This window comes from Psychroflexus lacisalsi (genome assembly GCF_020164495.1).
GTDB lineage: Bacteria > Bacteroidota > Bacteroidia > Flavobacteriales > Flavobacteriaceae > Psychroflexus > Psychroflexus lacisalsi.
The window spans coordinates 392,365-414,095 of the sequence record NZ_JAIQYZ010000001.1; the positions used below are offsets into that span (position 1 = coordinate 392,365).

Here is a 21,731-nt window from a genome sequence, read left to right on the forward strand (position 1 = left end):
GTTATAAATTTAGTAAGTAATCTAAAGCAGATTTATCTATGGTTATTAATTCTGATGAGGGTAGACGCTGCAAAAGCCTTTGCCAGCGCTTATCGTTAACAAATAAACGTTCAAATATAGGTATAGACATTTTAACCTGATCAGAATTTACGAGTGCAACGGCTTTCCAAAATTTAATTTCATCATTGTTGGGTAACAGCTTTTCGGCAGCGTTATAAGCTTCCAGCGCAGCTTTCGGATCTTCATTTTCCATGGCTACATCCCCCTTTTTCATATATTCGTAAGCCCTTTGGCTATTAAGAAGTCTTGAAAGCTCTTCAACAGGAGTTTTATGGTCTTCAACTCTCAAATCTATCTTTTTATCAAGCCAAGGATGTTCTGGTGCATCTTTACTTACGACTATTAACGCAGAAGATTGTTTTCCTCTTATATCTCCACCACTTGCCTGGGCTGCTTTCATGGCAGCAACTACGCGTTCTGCAAGCTCAAGGTTGTTGTTTTCCTCATAAGCCTTTCTCATTGCGTAAACCACATTTTCATCCTCCATCATATTGGCTTGTATGCTGTAAGTATCTTCTACAAGATGTAGAGCCGCCTCTACACATTTCTCTCCAGTAAACGCGGCTATAGTTCCGTTTTTGGAAAGCATGGCGACTTGTCTAAATGCTGCGCCTTCATCTTCTGCTTTTATTTTTTCCAAAGCTTCACTTGCAGTAAGGCCACTTTCCATTAACTGTAAGCCTTCGTAACCGTAACGCTGATTTACAAAAGATTGGGTGGCTACAACACCAACCCCAGACTTTCCCCAGGGCACAGCGGTTCCTACAGAGAACCAATGGCTTTGTACCCCTACGGCCATGTCTCCAGTTTCAGGATCTTGAGCAATAATTGAAAACGTATGTGCAAACTCATCTGAATTTGCAGGTTTTTGAGCAAATGAGGTTATAGCAATCAAACAGCAAAAAATGATGTATCTTGACAACATAATCTTAATTTTTTAAATTAGTTATTGATTAGTATTTAATTTCTGAGTGCTGATTTTTAATAAAATTAAACTTTAAAAATATGCCACATGACTTCAAGCCATTAAAAAAACTTTTAGAACTAATTGAGTTGCCAAGTTTTTTGGTGTTAAATTCTAAAGGTAAATTTAAAGTTATTGGCTTAAATGATAAGCTTAAAGGTAATTCATTTGAGGAGAAAAAAAATAATGAAGAAGAAAGCTTAGAAAAATTCCTTACAGCTGCCTTGAGACTCGATTCAAAATTAGTTTCAGAGTTTATTGGGAAGTTAAATGTGATTATCGATTCCAAATTGTTTGATGCCTCATATTCAGTAAAGCTTCCTGCAAATCATCAAATTCTAAATTTTAATTTCAGTCTTCTTGATTATAAAGATCAGTCCTTTGCTTTTATAAGTTTAAAATATAATTCTGAAGAGGTTAAGAAACCTGAGACTCTCAAAATTGAATCTTTCAAGACCATTTTTGAATCTTTACCTATTGGGATTGCTGTAAACACTATTGATGATAACAAGTCGGTGTATTTCAATGAAAAGTTTTATGATATCTATGGATGGTCGCAGAAGGATATACCAGATGTAGACACCTATTTGCTTAAAGCCTATCCTGATGCAGCCTACAGAAAAGAGATTTATGAAAAAGTAATTGGTGGCATCGCGTCTGGTAATCCCAAAAAAATGTCTTGGCCTGGAATAAGGATAATGACAAAAGCAGGTGAAAAAAAATAATTACTGCTACAAACATTCCATTACATCAACAAAACCTGATGATTTCTACAGTTGTAGACACGACAGATTCTTATAATGCTCAGAAAAAATTACAACTTGCTAAAAATAGATTTGATCTAGCAGCGCGTGCTACATCGGATGCAGTTTGGGAGTGGAACTTAAGCGAAGATGAACTATACTGGGGTGACGGCTATAAAAGACTGTTTGGTTATAATTCTAAAAATAATATGGTCTCTAGGGATTTTTGGGAATCCAAGATTCATCCAAATGACCTAAAACCTTTTTTTGACAGCTTACAAGAAGCTTTAGATGACAAAACCTTATCTAAATGGACGTTTGACTATCGGTTTCAAAATCTAGAAGGCAACTATGCTAATGTAAGGGAAAATATTGTGATTGTAAGAAATGTAAGTGGTGATCCCATTCGCTTGGTTGGAGCCTTACAGGATATTACAAAGCCCTTAAAACGTGAAAATCATCTCAATCTTTTAGAAAAATTAATTGACGGAACCAACGATGCGATTTTGGTAACAGAAGTAAAATCCGATAGTTTTCTTGAGTCTGAGATAGTTTACGCAAACTCAAGTTTTCAAAATCTGTTTGGTTTTAAGATATCAGAGATTATTGGTTCCACTCCAAGGGATATTTATGTGTCCATTAAAAACGAGGATGATTTCGAAAAATTAGATGACAAACTTAGTCATTGGGAGTCGGTTAATGTGGATGTGATAAGTTTAACTCAAAACCAACTTGAGTTCTGGAATAACCTTTCTATCACTCCAATTTTTGACGACCAGGGGTGGTACACACACTGGATGATCGTCAATAGAAATGTGAATGACTTAAAAACAAATGCTGAAAAAAGCGAATTATTAACTTTTACCCATCAGGCTTTCCAGGGTGGGGAATATCTGGAAAGTATATTCTGTAAAATTTCATTAAAAATTGAAGACTTAGTCCGAAGTCATATTTGCCAATTTTGGCTTCTAAATCATTACTCAAAGGATTTATCCAAATTTTTAGAATTAAGAGATGGAAAATTAGTTAATATAAAATCGGAAATCAGCAATTTCAATTCTGAAGATTTTGCCATGGATATCTTTAATAGTGGAAGCTCCAGTTTTAAAATTCATAAAGAAGAGTCAGATTCTGAAAGTGAGATTAAAACAAGTTTTGGGTTTGAGATTAAGTCTCATGGAGAATGTTTGGGGGTTGTGATTCTAAGTTTTAAGGATACATATTCCAGAGAGGAAACACTCCGTTCTATTTTTGACGAATTTTCAATTCAACTCGCCAATGAAATTTCTCGAAAAAGAACTGAAAAAGAGATGCAGGCCTTTTTTGAATATACGCCAGACCTAATGTGTAAGGCTGAAAAAGAGAACCTCCTTACAAAGGTAAGTAAGAGGACTTGTGAACATTTAGGATATACAGAAAAAGAAATGCTAAGTATTTCCTATCTCACTTTTGTGAAAGAAGAAGATAGAGAGAAGGCAAAAGCATTGCTTGACACAGCAAGAAATAATGAGGGTAATCATTCTAGCGAATTACAAATAGTAACTAAAAACGCTCAAATATTACGAATTGAATGGACTGCCTTCTCTCTGGAAAATTCTGATGATATATTTTGTATCGGCAGAGATGTAACTGCACTCAAAGAAAATTTAAGCAATATCAATACTGAAATTGAGAAATTCAGAATAATAGCAGAAACAGTAAAAGATGCAGTTTGGGATTTTGATTTGGTAACAGAAAAAATGAGTTGGGGAATTGGCCTTAAAAAACTTTTCGGTTATGACCCAGATGATTTTGGTGTGGCGGAAGAGGTCTGGCTGGAAAAAATTCATCCAAAAGATAGAAAACGTGTTAAAACATCTTTCGATTCTGTGCTGCAAAATATGAATAAGAAAGAATGGATTGATGAATATAAGTTCAGAAAGAAAGATGGTTCTTATGCTAACGTATACGATAGAGGAAAAATTATTAAGGACGAGAGTGGAAAACCGATAAAAATGGTGGGTTCCATGCAAGACATCTCAGAATTTCGACAATATGAGAATCTGCTTGAAAGTCTTAATCGGAGACTAATACTAAAAACGGAGTCTCTCTCAAAATCCAACAAAGATCTGGAAGAATTCGCTTACATAGCATCTCATGATTTGCAGGAGCCCTTGAGGATGGTTACAGGATTTTTAACACGTCTGGAACAGAAGTATGCGGGAAAACTTGATGAAAAAGCTCAAGAATACATTAATTTTGCTGTAGACGGAGCTAAGCGGATGCGTCAAATTATTAATGGATTGCTCAATTTTTCTAAAGTAGGCAGAAATGATCTGCCTTTATCAAAAGTTGATGTAAATTCAGTAATAAAAGACGTTGAAATCCTTTTACACGAAGCCATTGAAGCTAAAGGAGCAAAAATAGAAGTTGGAAAACTTCCTGTAATTGATACTGTTGAAGATGAACTTAAGGAAGTGTTTTTAAACTTGATTGACAATTCAATAAAATATTCTAGGCCGGATAGTTTGCCTAAAATTAAGATTGATTACGAAGAGCTTAAAAAACATCACTTGTTCAGTGTAGAAGATAACGGCCTGGGTATTTCTAAAGAATATTTCAATAAAATCTTTAGAATTTTCCAAAGATTGCACGGTCAGAGTGAGTATTCTGGAACAGGAATAGGTCTAGCTATTGTTGAGAAGATAATTACAAATTTTAAAGGTGAAGTTAGTGTAGAATCAGAACTTGGAAAAGGCTCAAAATTCTTAATTAAACTTCCGAAAAAATCTATAGATAATGAAAAACCCTCCGACTCCTAGCAATGAAGCAGAACGGTTGAAAGAGTTACATAGCCTGAAGTTATTGGATAATCTGCCTGATGAAGACCTTGACTTGATAACTAAACTGGCTACAGATATTTGTGGAACCGAAATTTCGCTGGTGACTCTTATCGACTCTGATACGCAAGTATTCAAATCCAAATTTGGCATTAAAGTAGAACAAACTTCAAGAGATGTTGCGTTCTGTGCACACGCAATTAACACACCAGATAAGATGCTTATCGTTAATGATGCCACCCAAGATGAGCGTTTCAAAAATAATCCTTTAGTAAGGGAAGATCCAAATATTGCATTTTACGCAGGTATGCCTCTTTCAACCAAAGAAGGTCTTGCGCTTGGAACACTATGTGTTCTTGATTCTAAACCTAAAGTCCTTTCGGCTTCTCAAATCGAATCTTTAAAATCTCTTGCCAAATTGGTAGAGCGCTTGTTTGAATCTCACAGAAAATCTTTAGATCTAGAAAAAATCCATGAACAATTAAAACTACATAAAGATCAAACAGAAGAGGTTGCTTATACCATAGCACATGATCTTAAAAATCCTCTCGATAGTATTCAAGGGTTTCTGGAACTGTTACAATACGAATCTCACACCAGTTTAGGTGAAGAAGCAAGAGAATATATAGAATACGCCAAACAGAGCACTCAAAAAATGACAAGTCTTATTTATGAAATTCTTGCTTTTGCTAAGGTGACATCGCAATGCGATAAAAAAGAAAAAGTCGATGTTGAAGTTGTCATTCAAAATATCATAGATCTTAATTTACCTATTATAAGATCAGAAAACATTGAAATTGAATTTGGAAAATTGCCGATAATAAACACTTCAAAAATTTCTTTTTCTTCAGTCCTTAGAAACTTGATAGGTAATGCCATAAAATATAGAAGTAAAGAGCGCCCACTTAAGGTGAAAATCTCTATAAAAGATAAATTAGACGAATGGCTCATTGAGGTGAGTGATAATGGTAAAGGAGTAGAAGAGCGAAATCTTGAGAAGATTTTTAAGCCCTTTTATAAGGAGAATAAAATAAATACTGATGGAGTAGGTATGGGGCTAGCTACATGTAAAAAAATAATCTTAAATTTAGGTGGAAAAATTTGGGTAGATTCTGAATTTGGTCAGGGCAGTAAGTTCAGTTTCACTATGCCAAAATAGTATGATAGTCATGGATACTTTCAAAATCTTAATAGTAGAAGACAACATCGGTGATGTGTTGATGATTACTGAAGCTTTGGAAGATTCAAAATATGTAACTCAACAATGGGTAGTCAGTGACGGTAAAAAGGCTCTGGACTTCCTGTTAAAGCAAAATTCTTATACATCTGCAGAGACCCCAGATTTGGTATTATTGGATTATAACATTCCAAAATACAATGGTCTTGAAGTATTGAAGATTATAAAAAACGATGAGGTATTGAAAACTATTCCTGTTGTCATTTTTACGACATCTTCTTCAAGATTTGATGTCATTAAATGTTATGAGAATCACGTAAACTGCTATATCACCAAACCTCAAGATGGTCCGGATTTTATAAATGCTGTTGCAAAAATTGAAGAATTCTGGATAGATTATGTCAATTCACCAAGTTTTACTAAACCATGACCAAGACCGAAAAAGTTCTTGAACTTCTTATTGTGGAAGATAATTTCGGCGACTATACGCTTGTGAAAGAGTATTTGGAAGAACATTTTAAGTACATGACCTGTCAACATGCTATAAATTATGAAGAAGCCGAAGTTTTGCTGAAAGGTGAGGCAAAATTTGACGTTATTTTTTTAGACTTAAGCCTGCCAGATTTATCTGGAAAATCACTGGTTAAAAAAGTGCTTAGCATTGAAGGCCACACCCCTGTAATAATTTTGACAGGCTCACTTAACCTCGATTTATGTTTAGAATCCCTTCAGCTTGGTGTTTCAGATTATTTGTTTAAAGATGAATTAAACCCAAATGCGCTCTTCAAAAGCATTAATTACACCATTGAAAAGCAAAAACAAAGACTTAAAATTTTAGAGTCAGAAAAAAAATATAGCGATTTGTTCCATCTTTCCCCTCTGCCCATGTTTGTCTATGATGTAGAAACTTTAAAATTTCTGGATGTCAATTCAGCTACAATAGAGCTTTTTGGTTACAAAAAGGAAGTGTTTCTCGGGATGTCACTTCACCAAATTTTCTTTTCAAAAGACATGGATGCTTTTCTTGGAGCTCTAGAGCAAACAGTTCATAAAGACAGTCACAGCTTCGATGATTATTTTTCGTACAAGAAAAAATCTGGAGAAGAAATAAATGCTGAAATCACAATTAAAACTATTATTTTTCAGAATAGAAAAGCTAAACTTGTTGTAGCCAAAGATATTACAGAACGCTTGCTTCATTACAAAGCACTCGCTTCTCAAAATGAGAAGCTAAAGCAAATAGCCTGGCAACAATCACATGAAATGCGATCTCCAGCATCCAAAATTTTAGGCATCGTGGAGCTATTGAACACCGGCGCTTGCTCTAAAAAAGAAGAGGGTCTTCTTATCAAGGAAATAGGCAATACGGTGAAAGAACTTGATAATGTTATAAGAGCTATTACCAAAAACACAAAACAAATTCAACCAAATAAATAAGGTCTATGAACTTAGAAGTCTTAAATGTAGATGATGATAAAATGGTACTCTTTATTCATGAGAAAATGATGATCCATTCAGAATTTTCAAGCTCCCCAAAATCATTTGAAGACGGCTACAATACTTTAACCTACATCTCTGAGCATAAATCTGATGATAAAAAATTTGTCATTTTTCTTGATGTCAATATGCCAAATCTAGATGGATGGGACTTCATGGATGAATTAGAAAAACGTGAACTAGACGGTTATTGCTACATTTTTGTGGTAACCTCTTCTATAGACACCAGTGATAAAGAAAAAGCAGCGACATATGACGCTGCTATAGGGTTTGTTGAGAAACCTTTGAGCATAGAAAGTCTCAAAAATTTAAAGACAACTAAGGAGTTGCTACCTTTTTTCGACTAAGCTTCTATATTCTCATCTTCATCATCGCCAGTATAGGCGTCGTATTCTGGGTATAGGAAGTTATTATAAGGGAAACGAGTGACGTGAATTTCTCTTACTGTTTCATATACTTTTTTCCTGAATTCTTCAATATTTTCTTTTTCTGTAGCCGAAATAAACAGGACGTTATCCCCTTGTCTTTGCATCCATGTTTTCTTCCACTCCTCAAGTGTATAGTGCTGATAAGATCTCTCCACCATCAAGTCGTCTTCCTCTATAGTTTCTGGCTCGTAACTATCAATTTTATTAAAGACCATGATGATAGGTTTGTCTCTAGCCTCGATATCATCCAAGATGCTGTTGACCGATTCAATATGGTCTTCAAAATTTTCATGAGAAATGTCGACAACATGTAAAAGCAAGTCAGCTTCCCTTACTTCATCCAAAGTAGATTTAAAGGATTCTACCAGTTGCGTTGGCAGTTTTCTTATAAATCCAACGGTGTCGGTCAACAGAAACGGTAGATTTCTAATCACTACTTTTCTTACTGTTGTGTCTAGGGTTGCGAAGAGCTTATTTTCTACAAAAGCTTCACTTTTGCTTATCACATTCATAAGCGTCGACTTTCCAACATTGGTATAGCCTACCAGAGCCACTCTCACAAGACTCCCTCTGTTTCCACGCTGGACAGCCATCTGCTTGTCGATGGTTTTTAGTTTTTTCTTGAGCAAAGTGATTTTATCTCTTACGATACGTCTATCGGTTTCAATCTCTGTTTCACCAGGACCACGCATTCCAATACCACCACGTTGACGCTCAAGGTGAGTCCATAAGCCTGCAAGTCTCGGTAATAAATATTCATATTGTGCAAGCTCTACCTGAGTGCTGGCGTAGCTTGTTTTAGCACGCTGAGCAAAAATATCTAGAATAAGATAGGTTCTATCTACAACTTTACATTTTAGTATTTTTTCAATATTTCTTTGTTGACCAGGAGATAATTCGTCATCAAAAATGGCGGTTCCAATCTCATGTTCTTCTACATAATCTCTTACCTGCTCCAATTTACCTTTCCCAATAAAGGTCTTTGGGTTGGGGACGTCAAGTTTTTGCTGAAATCGTTTTTTGACTTCACCCCCAGCGGTATAAGTAAGAAATTCTAATTCATCTAAGTATTCTTTGGATTTTTCTTCATCCTGAAACTGATTCACTATACCAATGAGAACAGCAGTTTCGTATGTTGTAGTTTTGGCTTCTAGCATATAAAATTTTGATTACGTAAAATTATGAAAAATACTTCAGTTTGATCTGAATTTAAGATTTCTGAAAATGAATCTGATGACAATCTACCTTTATATTTTCTAAGTAATTCTAGATTTAATACTAAAAATTCCCTTAATTCGTTTATCATACTAAAATCAAACTTTTATGCATCTTAAAAAGTGTTTTTTAGCTTTCTCTTGTTTATTACTTTTTTATTCCTGCAGTTCAGATGACACCAACGAACTTAACGTTGATCAAAGTGACTGTAAAATAGCTCAAGGGATTTCTCTCAATCCAACTCCTGATGGATTGAATGATAATTTCGATTTGACATGTTTAGCGGATCGCACAGGGATTTCAACTTTAGAAGTCTTCGATAGAAATGGCCTGAAAGTCTATGAAAGGACGAATTACAGAGATGAATTTATTGGTCAAAACGATGAGGGAGACGATCTTGTGACTGGCACTTATTTTTACACCATTACTTTTGATGCAGAAGATCCAGAATATGGCACGGTCAATCAAGGCTTACTTTACATAAACGTTGAACAATAATCTGTAATGATTTATAAAGAAAATTTCTCTATGAAAATTAGATATATCCCTGTTTTAGGAGCTTTATTGTTGTTGGCTACACAAGAGATGTCTGCACAGCAAGACCCTCAATATACGCAGTACATGTATAATATGAACGTTATCAATCCTGCTTACGCAGGTTCCAAAGAAAACTTATCGGTAGGAGCTTTATACAGAGACCAATGGTCTGGTATTGAAGGCTCCCCTCAAACTTTTACTTTCAACGCGCATACTCCCGTAGGAAAAGGAATCGGTTTGGGGCTTTCTGGCATAAGTGATCAAAACGGACCTGTTGACCAAACCAATGTATTTGCGGATATATCTTACACGATGGACATCGGTAAAAATAGCAAACTGGCTGTTGGTCTTAAAGCAGGAGCAAGGTTCCAAAGCATAGGTTTTGAGAACATGTTTTTTCAGGATGATATGGATCCTGCTTTCCAAAGTGATGTTGATGAGACTTATCCAAGTCTTGGTGCAGGACTCATGTATTATACAGACAAATTTTACATCGGTCTTTCCGTACCTAATTTTTTAGGCTCTACTCATCTTGAAGTTAATGGTCGAGAATTTGGCTCGGAGCAACAGCATTACTTTTTGACTGCCGGCTACGTTTTTGATATAAATGATTATATAAAATTCAAGCCTTCCGCTTTAATCAAATCTGAATTTAGCTCTGCTGTATCTTTTGATGTAAATGCAAACGTTCTATTTTATGATAAGTTTGAAATTGGAGCCTCCTACAGATATGAAGACGCCATCAGTGGCCTTGCGAGTGTGAGAGCTACAGACTGGATGCAGATTGGCTTTGCTTACGATGCAACTCAGTCCAACCTGAAAGAACCTTCTTATGAAGCTTTTGTCATTTTCGATATCTTCTTCAAAAAGAAAACTTATGTATCGCCTCGTTACTTTTAATCTGAAATGAAAACTTCAATGAAAAAATTATATATACTCCCTATGTTTTGTTGCTTATTTACCATAAGTCTGTGGTCTCAAAATAGCGACACCAAAAAAGCAGATAGGCATTTTGATCGATTTGAATATGTGGATGCAATTGATGCTTATGAAAAACTTATCCGAAAAGGAAAAGCAAATAGTTATGTATACAGACAACTGGCTATTGCAAATTATAAAACATCAAACTTTGAAGAGTCCGAACAATTCTTTAAGCGCTATCTAAGAAATAACAGAAACGCTCCTGCTGAAGATTATTACACCTATTCTCAGACCCTTTTAAGTAATCAAAAAACTGAAGATTACAAGAAGGCGATGCTCGACTTTTCTGAAAAAGCCCCAGGTGATTCCAGAGCTAAAGCCTTTCTGGAAAACCCGAATTATCTTGAAGATTTGAAATCGATGACGCCTAGATTTGAACTGAATCCATTGAGTTTAAATTCTGAATATTCAGATTTTGGTGCATACGAGTATGGAGGAAAATTATACTTTTTGTCAACAAGGAATGAAACCAGAAAAACTTACGGTTGGAACAAACAGCCCTCTTTAGATATTTTTGTTGCAGACAATGTAGGAGGTACGTTTAAGAATTCCAAAGAAATAGAAGGGGAGATCAATACCAAATTCCATGAAGGTAGTGTAGCTATTACCAATGATGGATCTACTATTTACTTCACCAGAAATGATTACCTCAATGGTAACTACAGGAAAGATGATGATGGTGTCAATCACTTAAAAATTTACAAAGCTACATTGGTAAATGGTAGTTTTCAGGATATTGAAGATTTGCCCTTCAACGATGTATCCTTCTCCAATGCCAATCCAGCCTTGAGTCCAGATGAAACCAAGCTGTATTTTTCTAGTGATAGACCAGGAGGTTATGGAGCGTCAGATCTGTATATGGTCCAGATCAAAGAAGACGGAAGTTTTGGTGAGCCAAGGAATCTTGGTCCAGCAGTAAATACAGAACGCAGAGAAAACTTCCCATTTATCGATCAGGAAAACACGTTGTATTTTTCCAGCGACGGACATTTAGGCTTAGGTGGTCTGGATGTTTATTATGCTAAAGTGGACTCCGGAAGTTTTCTTCCGCCTCAAAATCTTGGATCACCTCTAAATAGTAATGCAGATGATTTTGCTTTTACTTACAATGGTAACATAGAAAAAGGGTATGTGTCTTCAAACCGGACCGAAAAGAAAAAAGGAAAAGTTATAGATAATATTTACAGAGCAAACTTGGTCCACCCGTTGGAACAAACTTCTCTTTTGGTAGAAGTAGTTGATGCTAAAACTGAAAAATTTATAGAAAATGCACAAGTCATTTTTTATGATGAGGATCAAAATGAATTTTCCAGAAACCGAACCAATGCAAGTGGTGTAAGTAAAAACTTTTTACCTACAGATCAAAAATTTGATTTGCAGGTAAATATGAGTGATTATGAAAGCCAGTCGATATCCTTGCGTATTCCTGAGACTCAGATGCTAATACGAGTGGCTCTAGAGCAAGAGCTTTCTGAGACAGAAGCTGAATTGTTGATACTTCAGGAACGTATTTTCTTCGAATATGACGATGCTACTATAAGGCCTGAAGCTGCTTTGGAACTTGATAAACTGATTTTAATTCTGAAAGAAAATCCTGAATTGAATATTAAAGTCATAAGTCATACCGATGAAAGAGGGTCTAAGGCTTACAATATGGAGTTGTCCCAACGGAGAGCTGAGAATACTGTCAACTATTTAGTAGAAACTGGCATTGATTCAACTAGATTATCTTCAGAAGGAAAAGGAAAGTCAGAGCCTGTTAATTCTTGTGATTCTGGTTGCAGTGAAGCAGAGCATGAAGAAAATAGAAGATCTGAGTTTGAAGTTGTCGAGTGACACTTGAAATCTAATCTAACAAATCCTTCAACATTTTTGTTGAGGGATTTTTTTATATTTACTAAGCTGTAAATAAGCTGTTATGGAAAAAACAAAGTGCCTTTCTTGTGAAGAACCCATTACTGGGCGAATCGATAAAAAGTTTTGTTCTGATTATTGCAGAAGTACTTATAATAATCGGCTTAATAGCGATGCAACAAAGATTGTGAGAAATATTAATAACAGGTTGAAAAAAAATTATAGAATTTTAAGAAGCATCAACAAGGACCAAAAGACAAAAACTACACGAGATAAATTGCTGGAGAAGGGTTTCAATTTCACTTACTTTACAAGCCTATATACCACTAAAAGCGGTAACGTGTATTATTTTGTTTATGATCAAGGTTACTTGCCTTTGGAAGATGATTACTATGCATTGGTAAAACGCGATTAATGAGAAAAAGTTCCTACAAAGCGATTATTAGTCTACTGGTGATAGCAGCTTGCATTTGGTATGTTTTTTATGATTTATATCCTGCTGAAATCACGGATTTATCAACTCAGCCCACAGAGTTTTCTACTCTTAGAGCATTTGAACATGTCAAAAAGATTGGGAATGAGCCGCATTATATTGGTTCGAGAGCGCATAACAACAAACGAAACTATATTGTAAATGAGTTGGAAAAGCTCGATCTACAGATTCAGACTCAACAAGGATTTGTTCTTTCCAAAAGTGGTGTCCTTACAGCTCCGCAAAACATCATAACAAAGCTGGAGGCCAATGAACCTCAAGAAAATTCCAAAGCGCTCTTACTTTTAACGCATTACGATTCTGCTGTACATTCTTCCTCTGGAGCTGCAGATGCAGCATCTGGAGTTGCCACAATACTGGAAGCACTTAGAGCCTTCAAAGCTTCAAACCCTACTTTTCAAAATGACATCATCATCGTTTTTTCAGACGGAGAAGAGGTTGGGCTTACAGGTGCAGAGCTTTTCGTAAAAGAACATCCCTGGAAGGATGAGGTAGGATTGGTACTTAATTTTGAATCTCGAGGTAGCGGTGGTCCCAGCAATATGATCGTAGAAACAAATCATGGGAATTCAAACCTGATACAACTTTTTGGAAAGGCACAGGGAGAGCATCCACTGGCAAATTCACTGATGTATAGCGTCTATAAATTATTGCCAAACGATACAGATTCTACCGTGTTCAGAGAATTGGCGGATATTCCAAGTTTTTTCTTTGCCTTCATAGACGATCATTACGATTATCACACAGCTCTGGATGTTCCTGAACGTCTTGATAAAAGGTCATTGGCACATCAGGGCGATTATTTAACCCATGCGTTGGAGGAATTTTCAAATCTTAATTTAACCGACCTCAAATCAGATCAAGACGATGTGTACTTTACAGTTACTGGCCTCGGTCTTTTTCACTATCCATTTTCTTGGGTATGGATGATTTATGGAGTTGGTTTTTTAGTCTTTCTAGCCCTGCTATTTTATGGTTTCAAAAGCAATTCGCTGTCTAGGAGAGAAGTTTTTAAAGGCTTTATTCCCTGGTTTTCGAGTTTGATTATCGCTGGATTAGTTACTTATTTTGGATGGCCACTGATTCTAAAGCTTTATCCGGATTATTCAGATATTCTTCAGGGATTCACGTACAATGGACATGACTATATTGTGGTTTTCGTAGCGATAACTCTATTTATTTTATTCTCAATTTATCAATCATTTGATGATAAACTGAACCCCAAAAATGCAATGGTAGCTCCAATATTGACTTGGTTTATTGCCATTTTTCTACTGAATATATTTTTAAAAGGAGCGGCTTTTTTCATCGTTCCTTTACTATTTACACTTGTAGCTTTTTTCCTGATGATCAGGTTTCAAGTCCCTTCCTATCTTTTTCTTCTGATTTTGATACTGCCATCTTTAAGCATTATTGCTCCATTTATTCAGTTTTTTCCTGTAGGACTTGGTCTTAAGATGAGTGTGGTGAGTGCTATTTTCACGGTTTTACTCTTCGGAAATTTACTACCTGTTTTTGGTTATTTCTCCGTAAAAAAGGGAGTAGCAACGATGGCGTTACTTGTAGCTATAGGTTTTTTCATTAAAGCTCATTTACATTCAGGTTTTACAGAAAATACACCTAGACCTGATAGTTTGGTTTACACTCTGGATACTGATTCTAATTTTGCGAGCTGGAATACCTATGATGAGAATCTGGATTCCTGGACATCACCTTATTTTGAAACCGATGAAGATTCAACCACAGCAGCTGACTATCAAAGCAAATACAATACGGCCTATACAAAAACTTCAAAGGCAGACTTGATTGCAGTTCAAAGTTCAGGAATTCGAGTGGATACCTTAGTAGCTTCCAAAGCTTACTTGAAAAAATTTAGAGTTCAATTGAATTATAATAGAAATCTCAATAGGATAATTGTTTCAGAATCTTCTCAGATTAATTTCAGTTCGTTTCAAGTCAACGGTAAAACTGCAGATCCCTATGTACAGGATTCAGATGCTTATCATGTTCACAAGAATCGGTTTAAAAACAATCTCATCGATTATTACGTAGTGAATCAAGAGCCTTTATATTTTGAATTTGAAGTTGAAAAAGATCAGTATGTTGAGTTTGTTATTAATGAAATCAGCTTTGATTTGTTATCGCACCCCATGTACTCAGTTAAAAAGCGACCAAAAGATAAAATACCAAAACCTTTTATTGTCAACGATGCCATCATCACTAAGCGGAAATTGAAATTATAATGAAAAAACAAGTTTCAATTTTAGGTTGTGGCTGGTTAGGATTACCTCTTGCTAGACATTTATTACAGAATGGATGGGAAGTAAAAGGGTCTACCACATCTCCAGAAAAAATCAAAGCTTTAGAAATAGAGGGAATTGATCCTTTTGTGATTGAGCTTTTAGAAGATGAAATTGTGGGAGATGTTTACAGCTTTCTCGAAAATTCCGACCTTCTTATTATAGATATTCCACCTGGATTGAGACGTGACCCAAATTCTGATTTTATTGCCAAACTCAAAAAGCTAACGGAGGCCATTTCAGAATCAAAGATTAATAAAATTCTTTATGTGAGCTCTACAGGAGTTTTTCAAGACCATGAATCCATTCCAACTTACACAGAACATTATAAATTTACGCCAATTGAAGTTGAGAATAGTCAATTGGTCCACGCAGAAGAGTTGCTTATCAATTTGAAAAAGGTACAAAGCAGCGTTATACGTTTTGGCGGATTGATTGGCAACGACAGACATCCCGTTAAATACCTTTCAGGCAAAACAGGAATTAAAAATCCTGAAGCTCCCATCAATTTAATTCATTTGGACAATTGCATTTTACTCATTTCAGAAATCATTCAGCAGGAGAAATTTGGAATGGTATTCCACGGAGTTGAAGATATCAAGCTTTCGAAAGAAGATTACTACACCCAAAAAGCTAAAGAATTTAATCTTCCAATTCCTGAATTTGGTCACGAAACAACTTCAAAAGGGAAACATATCAGTATGGCGTGGACCTCAAGAATTCTTGAGGTAAACCTGGAGAAAAAGCTCTAGAATAAATTAATATTTTGACTCACGACTCACGACCTACCTGCTCCATGAAATACTCTCAGGCTGTGGCAGAATCCAGTCATTGTGGTTAAAATAATTCCACTCAATGGTCGTCAGATCAAGTTGCGGATCTATAAAGAGTTCAGGGGCCCTTCCATTAAGACTAACCTTTATTCGTGCATAAATCTCAATTGGAGTATTCTTTTCAGCATACTCCTTTTTCAATCTTTGAGTAAATTGATAGATTCCGTCAGGCTTCAGAAGATTTCTTTTTTGCTTGGTTGTCAAATAGTCATCCAGTTTAACATATTCAGTCTTTCCAGTTTCCAGATTCTTGATTCTAAAACTTGCAGAACCTCCTTTAGACCTTAGCATCATTCTCCAGCTCATTCGATGACCTTCTTCGGTCCAGAAGACATTGCCTTGGATAAAATGATGCCTAACAGAAAGCAAAAGTTGTATTGAAACCCAGATTAGTAAAAAGGCTTTAAAATAAGAGCCTAACCTGGGAATTTCGATTTTAGCATCATTATAAAAAGGCTTGAATTTTAAAAATGTTCTGTTGATGTATTCTTTGGGAAAGAAAAAGACTGTAAACGCTAAAGACATGTATGGAAAAATTCCAATTTGAAATACGATGCTGTTGAACAAATGGAAGAACACGCTTATCCAAAACACAGTAGCTCTAGTGCGTTTCCACAAAAGCAAGGGAACGACAAGCAAGTCAAATAAAATACCAAAATATGCGATACTCATATGTATCCAAGGTTCCTGGAGTAAGTCACCGATAAGCCAATAGTGAGCTTTACCTTTCATCAAAAGCTCTGGAAAAGTCCCGTCCAGCCAGTCTGGATAGAATTTTGCAAAACTTGCATACGTGTATACAATCCAGATTTGTGCGATCAAAAAAAGTACAACCCAGTTGGGCATACTTATGGATTTTAGGTTTGGATTTCTTTTGACATCTAAAGAAAAATAGCGATGTGCAGGCACTATGCACATGAAAATGAGTAGAAGTATAAGTAGATAATAGTGGTTATTGTAAGAGGTTTTTTGCATCAGGTAGACGCTTGTCCAAAGTAGTGTGTAAGCGATTATACTGAATCTGTATTTGAAGCCCAGCATCACAAAGATTCCAAACAAACCCATGAGTCCAAAATAGAAGTACATGCCATTACCCGGCAGCGGATGAAGGAAGTCGAAACCAATAAAATTGAAGGTGAACTGTGGTTCAATAAGAGTTCTCCTAACCCAGCCTGTAAGAATAGCACCCCAAGCTTCCAAAGCAATAAGCAAACCAAATAAAACCCTGAATACGACTAGAGGAGAATTATCTATTCGCTTAAAGAGAAGCTCATTCATTATCGATAATTTTGATGTAGTTTTTGGCAAATATCTCGTCAGCTTTCATGGCTTTGATTAAAGCCTCCAGGCCTTCAAACTTGACTTCGCTCCGTATGCGTTTTAGAAGTTGTATGTGAAGATGTTTGCCATACAAGTCCTTGTCCAAATCAAAGAAATAAGTTTCAATACTCTGTTTTTGACCGCCTACAGTTGGATTGGTGCCAATATTCATCATGCCAAAACGTTTGTCCCCATCAATCAAGGAGGCAACCACATAGACGCCTTCCTTCGGAATGAGTTTGTAGGACTCAGGAACTTTAAGATTAGCCGTGGGATAGCCCATATTCCTGCCGAGTCCTTTTCCTCGAATGACTTCCCCAGAAAGGAAAAATGGCTGCGTAAGATATTCATTTGCCTTTTCAAGATCACCTTCTTCAAGAGACCTTCTTATTTTAGTGGAACTTACTGCAACATCTTCGATATCTTGTTTTGAAATTTCATCAACTTCAAAACCAAACTCTTTTCCGAAGGCCTTCAGATCCTCAATGTCCGCAGTTCTGTTTCTTCCGAAATGATGATCATAGCCAATAACAATTTTCTTTGCATTCAACCCTTTTACTAAAATGTCTTCGACGTATTCTCTAGCCGTAAGCCTTGAAAATTCTAAAGTAAATGGATGAACAATAAGGTGTTCTAGGCCAGTTTCCTTAAGAATAAGTTTGCGTTCATCTATGGTGTTGATCAGTTTTAAATCTGAACTTTGTTGTAACACCATTCTCGGATGAGGGTAGAAGGTAAGCAGGGCGGTTTGTAAATCCTCTTTTTGGGCAGTATCTACCAATCGCTGTATGATTTTTCTATGTCCAAGATGTATACCGTCAAAAGTACCAATAGTGACTACTGTTGGAATTGAAGAATCGAATTCTGAAACCTTATTGTAAATCTTCACGTTTATCTATTTTCCGTTAAAGCTGTTCATTGTATTATTTATGCCAGCAGTACCAAATGAAAGTATTAATTCTATTGACGCATCAAGACGTTCTTTAAGTTTATCCTGTTCTTCTGAAGACCATTCGCTCAAGACATAATCAATCTGATTACCTTTGGAAAACTCGTCGCTTATTCCGAATCTAAACCTAGGGTATGCTGTGGTTTGAAGCAATTCCTGAATGTGTTTGAGACCGTTATGCCCACCATGACTTCCTTTGGCTTTTAATCTTATTGTTCCAAAAGACAAATTTAAATCATCTGTAATGACCATTAGATTCTGGATAGAAATTTTCTCTTTATCCAACCAATAACGAACAGCTTTGCCACTGAGATTCATGAATGTGCTGGGCTTTATCAAAATAAATTTTCTGCCTTTGAAGTTGAATTCAGTTTTATCTCCATAGCGATCGGCTTGAAAAGTAAGTTCTTTTTTTTCTGCCAACTTATCCAAGATTTTAAACCCGATATTGTGTCTTGTATCCTCGTATTTTGGGCCTGGATTTCCTAAGCCAACTATCAAAAATTTCTTCATAGGATCTACCTCTTCTTTTTTGTCTTTGGATAAAAGTCTGGCAAAAAAAGCTCTCATCTACATTTTTTGTAAAAATAAAAAAGCATCCTGAAAAACAGGATGCTTTAAGTAAATTATAAATCTGTGATTTATTCTTTGCTTTCTTCTGAGTTGTCTCCACCTTCAGCAGCAGTTTCTTCTCCTTCTGCTCCTTCTTCAGTTCCTTCTTCGTCTTCATCTTCTTCGTCTTCATCAACTCCGATGAGTGAAACGTTTCTAGAAGTTCTGACTTGACAAATAACTGTGTTGTCTGGGTGCATGATCTTGTAATCTTTGCTTTCAACAGCAGTAACGTACATTTTTTGTCCAATTTTCAATGGAGTAACGTTAGCCAAAATAAAGTCAGGAAGATTTTTTGCAAGACCTCTCACAGTCATACGTCTTAAGTTAAATCTTAAAACACCACCATTTTTAACTCCTTTAGGAACACCTTCTGAATGAACTGGAATTTCCATCGTAATTTCCTGACCTTCGTGGTACTCGTAGAAATCAATGTGCAGAATTTCATCTGTCACAGGGTGGAATTGGATGTCTTGAAGTACAGCATTGGTCTTGTTGCCTTCAAGGTCAACAATTACCGTATGTACATCGGGAGTGTAAATCAACTTGTTGAAAGACACTTCTGGCGCAGCAAAATGCACGATATTATCCCCCCCGTAAATAACGCAAGGGACCTCTCCAGCATTACGTAAGGCTTTCGTAGCTTTCTTGCCTACGCTTTCTCTTTTAGATCCTTTGATCGTAATCGATTTCATAAAAAAATTAAATTAAATTAAATTAAACTACATTAAAAACTTACCGCTGATGGATTTGTTATAATGGACGGCTTTCATCACATCGGCAAACAAATCAGCACAGCTTAGTACTTTTATTTTTGGACTGTCTTTTTTCAACGGAATACTATCCGTGACAATTAATTCTTCTAATTTTGAGTCTTCCAGCTTTTCATAAGCACCTCCTGAAAGTACAGGGTGAGAACAAATAGCTCTTACGCTTTTCGCTCCGCGTTCCATCATCAGGTTGGCTGCATGAGTCAAGGTTCCAGCCGTATCAACCATATCATCTGCTAAAACAACATTCTTTCCAGTCACATCACCAATCAATTCCATGTGAGAAATTTTATTGGCTTTAGCCCTTTGCTTATAGCAAATCACTACATCGCTTTCTAAAAACTTAGAATAGGCGTAAGCTCGTTTTGAACCTCCCATATCTGGAGAGGCGATCGTAAGATCGTCAAGATTCAAATTTTTCAAATATGGTAAGAAGACGGTTGAAGCAAATAAATGATCCACAGGTTTTTCAAAAAATCCCTGAATTTGGTCAGCGTGCAAATCCATCGTGATGATACGGGTAGCTCCAGCTGTTTCTAGCATTTTAGCCACCATTTTGGCAGCAATCGGAACCCTCGGCTTATCTTTTCTGTCCTGTCTTGCCCAACCAAAGTACGGCAGTACTGCCGTGATATGTCTTGCTGAAGACCGTTTGGCCGCATCCAGCATCAAGAGCATTTCCATCAAATTGTCAGAACTTGGAAACGTAGAGCCAATGATAAAAACTCTTGACCCGCGTACACTCTCTTCAAAAGAAGGTTGAAATTCGCCATCGCTAAAATGCATCGTATTGACTTTCCCTAGAGGAATGCCATAAGAATCTGCAATAGATTTAGCTAATACGGTGCTCTGTGAACAAGCAAAAATTTTTGCGACTTTTTCTACGTCTGCCATAACTAGTTGACCTTTTGGAGGATATTTGTTTTATGGATTGCAAATTTAGATAAATAATTCAAGTTGGGTATAAATAAGCTTACTATTTTCTGTGTGTAAAGAAATATTTTTATATTTTTGCCATTCCAAATTGCCTAGGTGGCGGAATTGGTAGACGCGCTGGATTCAAAACCCAGTATTTTACGATGTGCGGGTTCGATTCCCGCCCTAGGTACTCTAAGACCTCTTGAATTTTCAAGAGGTCTTTTATTTTAAATCAATTTATATATTATTGCTCAACTTCGGGCATGCTCGCCATAGGTACTTTAGATCTCTGAGAAATCGAAGGTCTTTTTTATTACACGCAAAGATCGCCAAATCCAAAAACGCCAAGTAGCGCAAAGAACAACAGTACATTCTTTGCGGTCTTTGTGAAAAGCTTAGCGCTCTTTGCGTGAAATGCCTTGTTTTTTTATTCTGAACTTACTCCTGCTAGTTTAAAAGCTCTTAAATACATTGCTTAACGCCCTGTAGCTAACTATAAGCTTCAAAGCGATAGAGGTATTCATGGAGAGGTGTGTTAAAGTGAGATGAGCAGTTTAATTATTCCAAAGTGATTCTTACTTAGTTAAAAATGCCCTATTCAAAAATTTAAAGCAATCGGTTGTTATTGGTTCAATAAGATCATTTTTAATCGTTATATTTATTTGTGATTTTAAAAATAATTTTACTTTTACGTACACTTAAAAATTGAGCAATTTCAATCATCAAAGACTAACAAATCTTACTCATTCAAAATTTAAATTATGAAAAGAATTATTTTACTAATTGCTGTCGCATTTGTTTTCTCTACAAGTTTAACAAGCTGTGGAGTAATGTTTGGAGGCAGTAAATACCAAGGGACTATTATTGCAAAAGACCATCCCGATGCAGACATCTATGTTGATGGTCAGAAATTAGGAAATGGAACAGCAACTAAATTATTTGCGAGAAACAAACCATTAGTAGTGACCTTAGAAGAAGAAGGTTGTGATTCTCAAACTTTAACCTATGATAAGTCATTCAGAACAGGAAACTTTATCTTAAGTGCTCTAACTTAGGGAATCATAGGAATTGGAGTTGATTTAGGAACAGGAGCTTCTTACAAACCAGATCATAATGGGAATATCAATATTGATAAATTAAGTACGAATAACTTCACTTTTAATGCAGACTACTCTAGGTGTAAAAAACCTGAATAACGACTAAATCTAGTATTAAATAGATTTTAATTGCTCAATTTAATCATAGATTCTAAGCCCTAACA

The 21,731-nt window shown here is 36.0% G+C and carries 20 protein-coding genes and 1 tRNA gene; 14 read left to right on the top strand and 7 right to left on the bottom strand.

Annotated elements, in window-relative coordinates:
* Position 1 precedes the first annotated feature (1 nt).
* Positions 2-985, bottom strand: a complete 984-nt coding sequence (locus tag LB449_RS01690; RefSeq protein WP_224453339.1) for a DUF1028 domain-containing protein — start codon at positions 983-985, stop codon at positions 2-4.
* Between the two features lie 80 nt (positions 986-1,065).
* On the opposite strand from LB449_RS01690, the gene LB449_RS01695 reads away from it, so the two are divergent.
* Genes LB449_RS01695 through LB449_RS01720 form a run of 6 tightly spaced genes read left to right on the top strand, consistent with a single transcriptional unit; the run spans position 1,066 to position 7,607 of the window.
* Entirely contained in the window at positions 1,066-1,749 is a 684-nt protein-coding gene (locus LB449_RS01695) for a PAS domain-containing protein (protein ID WP_224453340.1), read from the top strand.
* Between the two features lie 38 nt (positions 1,750-1,787).
* Complete coding sequence (locus LB449_RS01700; protein WP_224453341.1) at positions 1,788-4,568, top strand: PAS domain-containing protein; 2,781 nt, start codon at positions 1,788-1,790, stop codon at positions 4,566-4,568.
* Positions 4,546-5,745 (top strand): sensor histidine kinase, encoded by a 1,200-nt coding sequence (locus LB449_RS01705; RefSeq protein ID WP_224453342.1) that lies wholly within the window; start codon positions 4,546-4,548, stop codon positions 5,743-5,745. Before LB449_RS01700 ends, LB449_RS01705 begins: the two co-directional genes overlap by 23 nt.
* A 10-nt stretch (positions 5,746-5,755) precedes the next feature.
* Positions 5,756-6,193, top strand: a complete 438-nt coding sequence (locus tag LB449_RS01710; protein WP_224453343.1) for a response regulator — start codon at positions 5,756-5,758, stop codon at positions 6,191-6,193.
* Positions 6,190-7,200: a response regulator gene (locus LB449_RS01715; RefSeq protein WP_224453344.1), complete on the top strand. Its 1,011-nt coding sequence runs from the start codon at positions 6,190-6,192 to the stop codon at positions 7,198-7,200. Before LB449_RS01710 ends, LB449_RS01715 begins: the two co-directional genes overlap by 4 nt.
* A 5-nt stretch (positions 7,201-7,205) precedes the next feature.
* The gene (locus LB449_RS01720; RefSeq protein WP_224453345.1) at positions 7,206-7,607 is read left to right on the top strand and encodes a response regulator; all 402 of its coding nucleotides are present in this window, start codon (positions 7,206-7,208) and stop codon (positions 7,605-7,607) included.
* Here LB449_RS01720 and hflX read toward each other — a convergent pair.
* On the bottom strand, positions 7,604-8,845 hold the full coding sequence (gene hflX, locus LB449_RS01725) for a GTPase HflX (RefSeq protein ID WP_224453346.1): 1,242 nt from the start codon (positions 8,843-8,845) through the stop codon (positions 7,604-7,606). The genes LB449_RS01720 and hflX overlap by 4 nt on opposite strands.
* Positions 8,846-9,011: 166 nt before the next feature.
* Between hflX and LB449_RS01730 the strand changes: the two genes are divergently transcribed.
* The 6 genes from LB449_RS01730 (at position 9,012) to LB449_RS01755 (ending at position 15,820) form a co-directional block, all read left to right on the top strand.
* Positions 9,012-9,401 carry a T9SS type B sorting domain-containing protein gene (locus LB449_RS01730; RefSeq protein WP_224453347.1) on the top strand — a complete coding sequence of 130 codons (390 nt, stop codon included), beginning with the start codon at positions 9,012-9,014 and terminating at the stop codon, positions 9,399-9,401.
* A 30-nt stretch (positions 9,402-9,431) separates the two neighbouring features.
* The gene (locus LB449_RS01735; protein ID WP_224453348.1) at positions 9,432-10,340 is read left to right on the top strand and encodes a PorP/SprF family type IX secretion system membrane protein; all 909 of its coding nucleotides are present in this window, start codon (positions 9,432-9,434) and stop codon (positions 10,338-10,340) included.
* A gap of 18 nt (positions 10,341-10,358) precedes the next feature.
* Positions 10,359-12,257 (top strand): OmpA family protein, encoded by a 1,899-nt coding sequence (locus LB449_RS01740; protein ID WP_224453349.1) that lies wholly within the window; start codon positions 10,359-10,361, stop codon positions 12,255-12,257.
* Between the two features lie 82 nt (positions 12,258-12,339).
* Positions 12,340-12,690 (top strand): hypothetical protein, encoded by a 351-nt coding sequence (locus LB449_RS01745; RefSeq protein WP_224453350.1) that lies wholly within the window; start codon positions 12,340-12,342, stop codon positions 12,688-12,690.
* Entirely contained in the window at positions 12,690-15,011 is a 2,322-nt protein-coding gene (locus LB449_RS01750) for a M20/M25/M40 family metallo-hydrolase (RefSeq protein ID WP_224453351.1), read from the top strand. The genes LB449_RS01745 and LB449_RS01750 overlap by 1 nt, the downstream gene beginning before the upstream one ends.
* On the top strand, positions 15,011-15,820 hold the full coding sequence (locus tag LB449_RS01755; RefSeq protein WP_224453352.1) for an NAD(P)H-binding protein: 810 nt from the start codon (positions 15,011-15,013) through the stop codon (positions 15,818-15,820). The genes LB449_RS01750 and LB449_RS01755 overlap by 1 nt, the downstream gene beginning before the upstream one ends.
* 33 nt (positions 15,821-15,853) lie before the next feature.
* Here the strand turns inward: LB449_RS01755 and LB449_RS01760 are convergent, their stop codons facing one another.
* The 5 genes from LB449_RS01760 to LB449_RS01780 form a co-directional block, all read right to left on the bottom strand.
* A complete protein-coding gene (locus tag LB449_RS01760) occupies positions 15,854-17,179 on the bottom strand; it encodes an HTTM domain-containing protein (RefSeq protein ID WP_224453353.1) in 1,326 nt (441 codons plus the stop codon).
* Positions 17,172-18,110, bottom strand: a complete 939-nt coding sequence (locus tag LB449_RS01765) for a bifunctional riboflavin kinase/FAD synthetase (RefSeq protein ID WP_224453354.1) — start codon at positions 18,108-18,110, stop codon at positions 17,172-17,174. The genes LB449_RS01760 and LB449_RS01765 overlap by 8 nt, the downstream gene beginning before the upstream one ends.
* A 6-nt stretch (positions 18,111-18,116) precedes the next feature.
* Positions 18,117-18,740, bottom strand: a complete 624-nt coding sequence (pth, locus tag LB449_RS01770; protein WP_224453355.1) for an aminoacyl-tRNA hydrolase — start codon at positions 18,738-18,740, stop codon at positions 18,117-18,119.
* Between the two features lie 71 nt (positions 18,741-18,811).
* Complete coding sequence (locus LB449_RS01775; RefSeq protein WP_224453356.1) at positions 18,812-19,477, bottom strand: 50S ribosomal protein L25/general stress protein Ctc; 666 nt, start codon at positions 19,475-19,477, stop codon at positions 18,812-18,814.
* Positions 19,478-19,504: 27 nt separating this feature from the next.
* The gene (locus LB449_RS01780; RefSeq protein ID WP_224453357.1) at positions 19,505-20,446 is read right to left on the bottom strand and encodes a ribose-phosphate pyrophosphokinase; all 942 of its coding nucleotides are present in this window, start codon (positions 20,444-20,446) and stop codon (positions 19,505-19,507) included.
* A 132-nt stretch (positions 20,447-20,578) separates the two neighbouring features.
* Between LB449_RS01780 and LB449_RS01785 the strand changes: the two genes are divergently transcribed.
* Positions 20,579-20,660 (top strand) — tRNA-Leu (locus tag LB449_RS01785).
* A gap of 571 nt (positions 20,661-21,231) precedes the next feature.
* A complete protein-coding gene (locus LB449_RS01790) occupies positions 21,232-21,525 on the top strand; it encodes a hypothetical protein (protein WP_224453358.1) in 294 nt (97 codons plus the stop codon).
* Positions 21,526-21,731 lie beyond the last annotated feature (206 nt).

Bases quoted from the DNA above. Each gene is read 5' to 3' on its own strand.
- LB449_RS01735 (WP_224453348.1), top strand. From the start codon at position 9,432: ATGAAAATTAGATATATCCCTGTTTTAGGAGCTTTATTGTTGTTGGCT.
- LB449_RS01750 (WP_224453351.1), top strand. From the start codon at position 12,690: ATGAGAAAAAGTTCCTACAAAGCGATTATTAGTCTACTGGTGATAGCA.
- LB449_RS01715 (WP_224453344.1), top strand. From the start codon at position 6,190: ATGACCAAGACCGAAAAAGTTCTTGAACTTCTTATTGTGGAAGATAAT.
- LB449_RS01780 (WP_224453357.1), bottom strand. From the start codon at position 20,446: ATGGCAGACGTAGAAAAAGTCGCAAAAATTTTTGCTTGTTCACAGAGC.
- LB449_RS01720 (WP_224453345.1), top strand. From the start codon at position 7,206: ATGAACTTAGAAGTCTTAAATGTAGATGATGATAAAATGGTACTCTTT.
- LB449_RS01745 (WP_224453350.1), top strand. From the start codon at position 12,340: ATGGAAAAAACAAAGTGCCTTTCTTGTGAAGAACCCATTACTGGGCGA.
- pth (WP_224453355.1), bottom strand. From the start codon at position 18,740: ATGAGAGCTTTTTTTGCCAGACTTTTATCCAAAGACAAAAAAGAAGAG.
- hflX (WP_224453346.1), bottom strand. From the start codon at position 8,845: ATGCTAGAAGCCAAAACTACAACATACGAAACTGCTGTTCTCATTGGT.
- LB449_RS01730 (WP_224453347.1), top strand. From the start codon at position 9,012: ATGCATCTTAAAAAGTGTTTTTTAGCTTTCTCTTGTTTATTACTTTTT.
- LB449_RS01705 (WP_224453342.1), top strand. From the start codon at position 4,546: ATGAAAAACCCTCCGACTCCTAGCAATGAAGCAGAACGGTTGAAAGAG.
- LB449_RS01755 (WP_224453352.1), top strand. From the start codon at position 15,011: ATGAAAAAACAAGTTTCAATTTTAGGTTGTGGCTGGTTAGGATTACCT.
- LB449_RS01695 (WP_224453340.1), top strand. From the start codon at position 1,066: ATGCCACATGACTTCAAGCCATTAAAAAAACTTTTAGAACTAATTGAG.
- LB449_RS01700 (WP_224453341.1), top strand. From the start codon at position 1,788: ATGATTTCTACAGTTGTAGACACGACAGATTCTTATAATGCTCAGAAA.
- LB449_RS01740 (WP_224453349.1), top strand. From the start codon at position 10,359: ATGAAAAAATTATATATACTCCCTATGTTTTGTTGCTTATTTACCATA.
- LB449_RS01775 (WP_224453356.1), bottom strand. From the start codon at position 19,477: ATGAAATCGATTACGATCAAAGGATCTAAAAGAGAAAGCGTAGGCAAG.
- LB449_RS01690 (WP_224453339.1), bottom strand. From the start codon at position 985: ATGTTGTCAAGATACATCATTTTTTGCTGTTTGATTGCTATAACCTCA.
- LB449_RS01710 (WP_224453343.1), top strand. From the start codon at position 5,756: ATGGATACTTTCAAAATCTTAATAGTAGAAGACAACATCGGTGATGTG.
- LB449_RS01760 (WP_224453353.1), bottom strand. From the start codon at position 17,179: ATGAATGAGCTTCTCTTTAAGCGAATAGATAATTCTCCTCTAGTCGTA.
- LB449_RS01790 (WP_224453358.1), top strand. From the start codon at position 21,232: ATGAAAAGAATTATTTTACTAATTGCTGTCGCATTTGTTTTCTCTACA.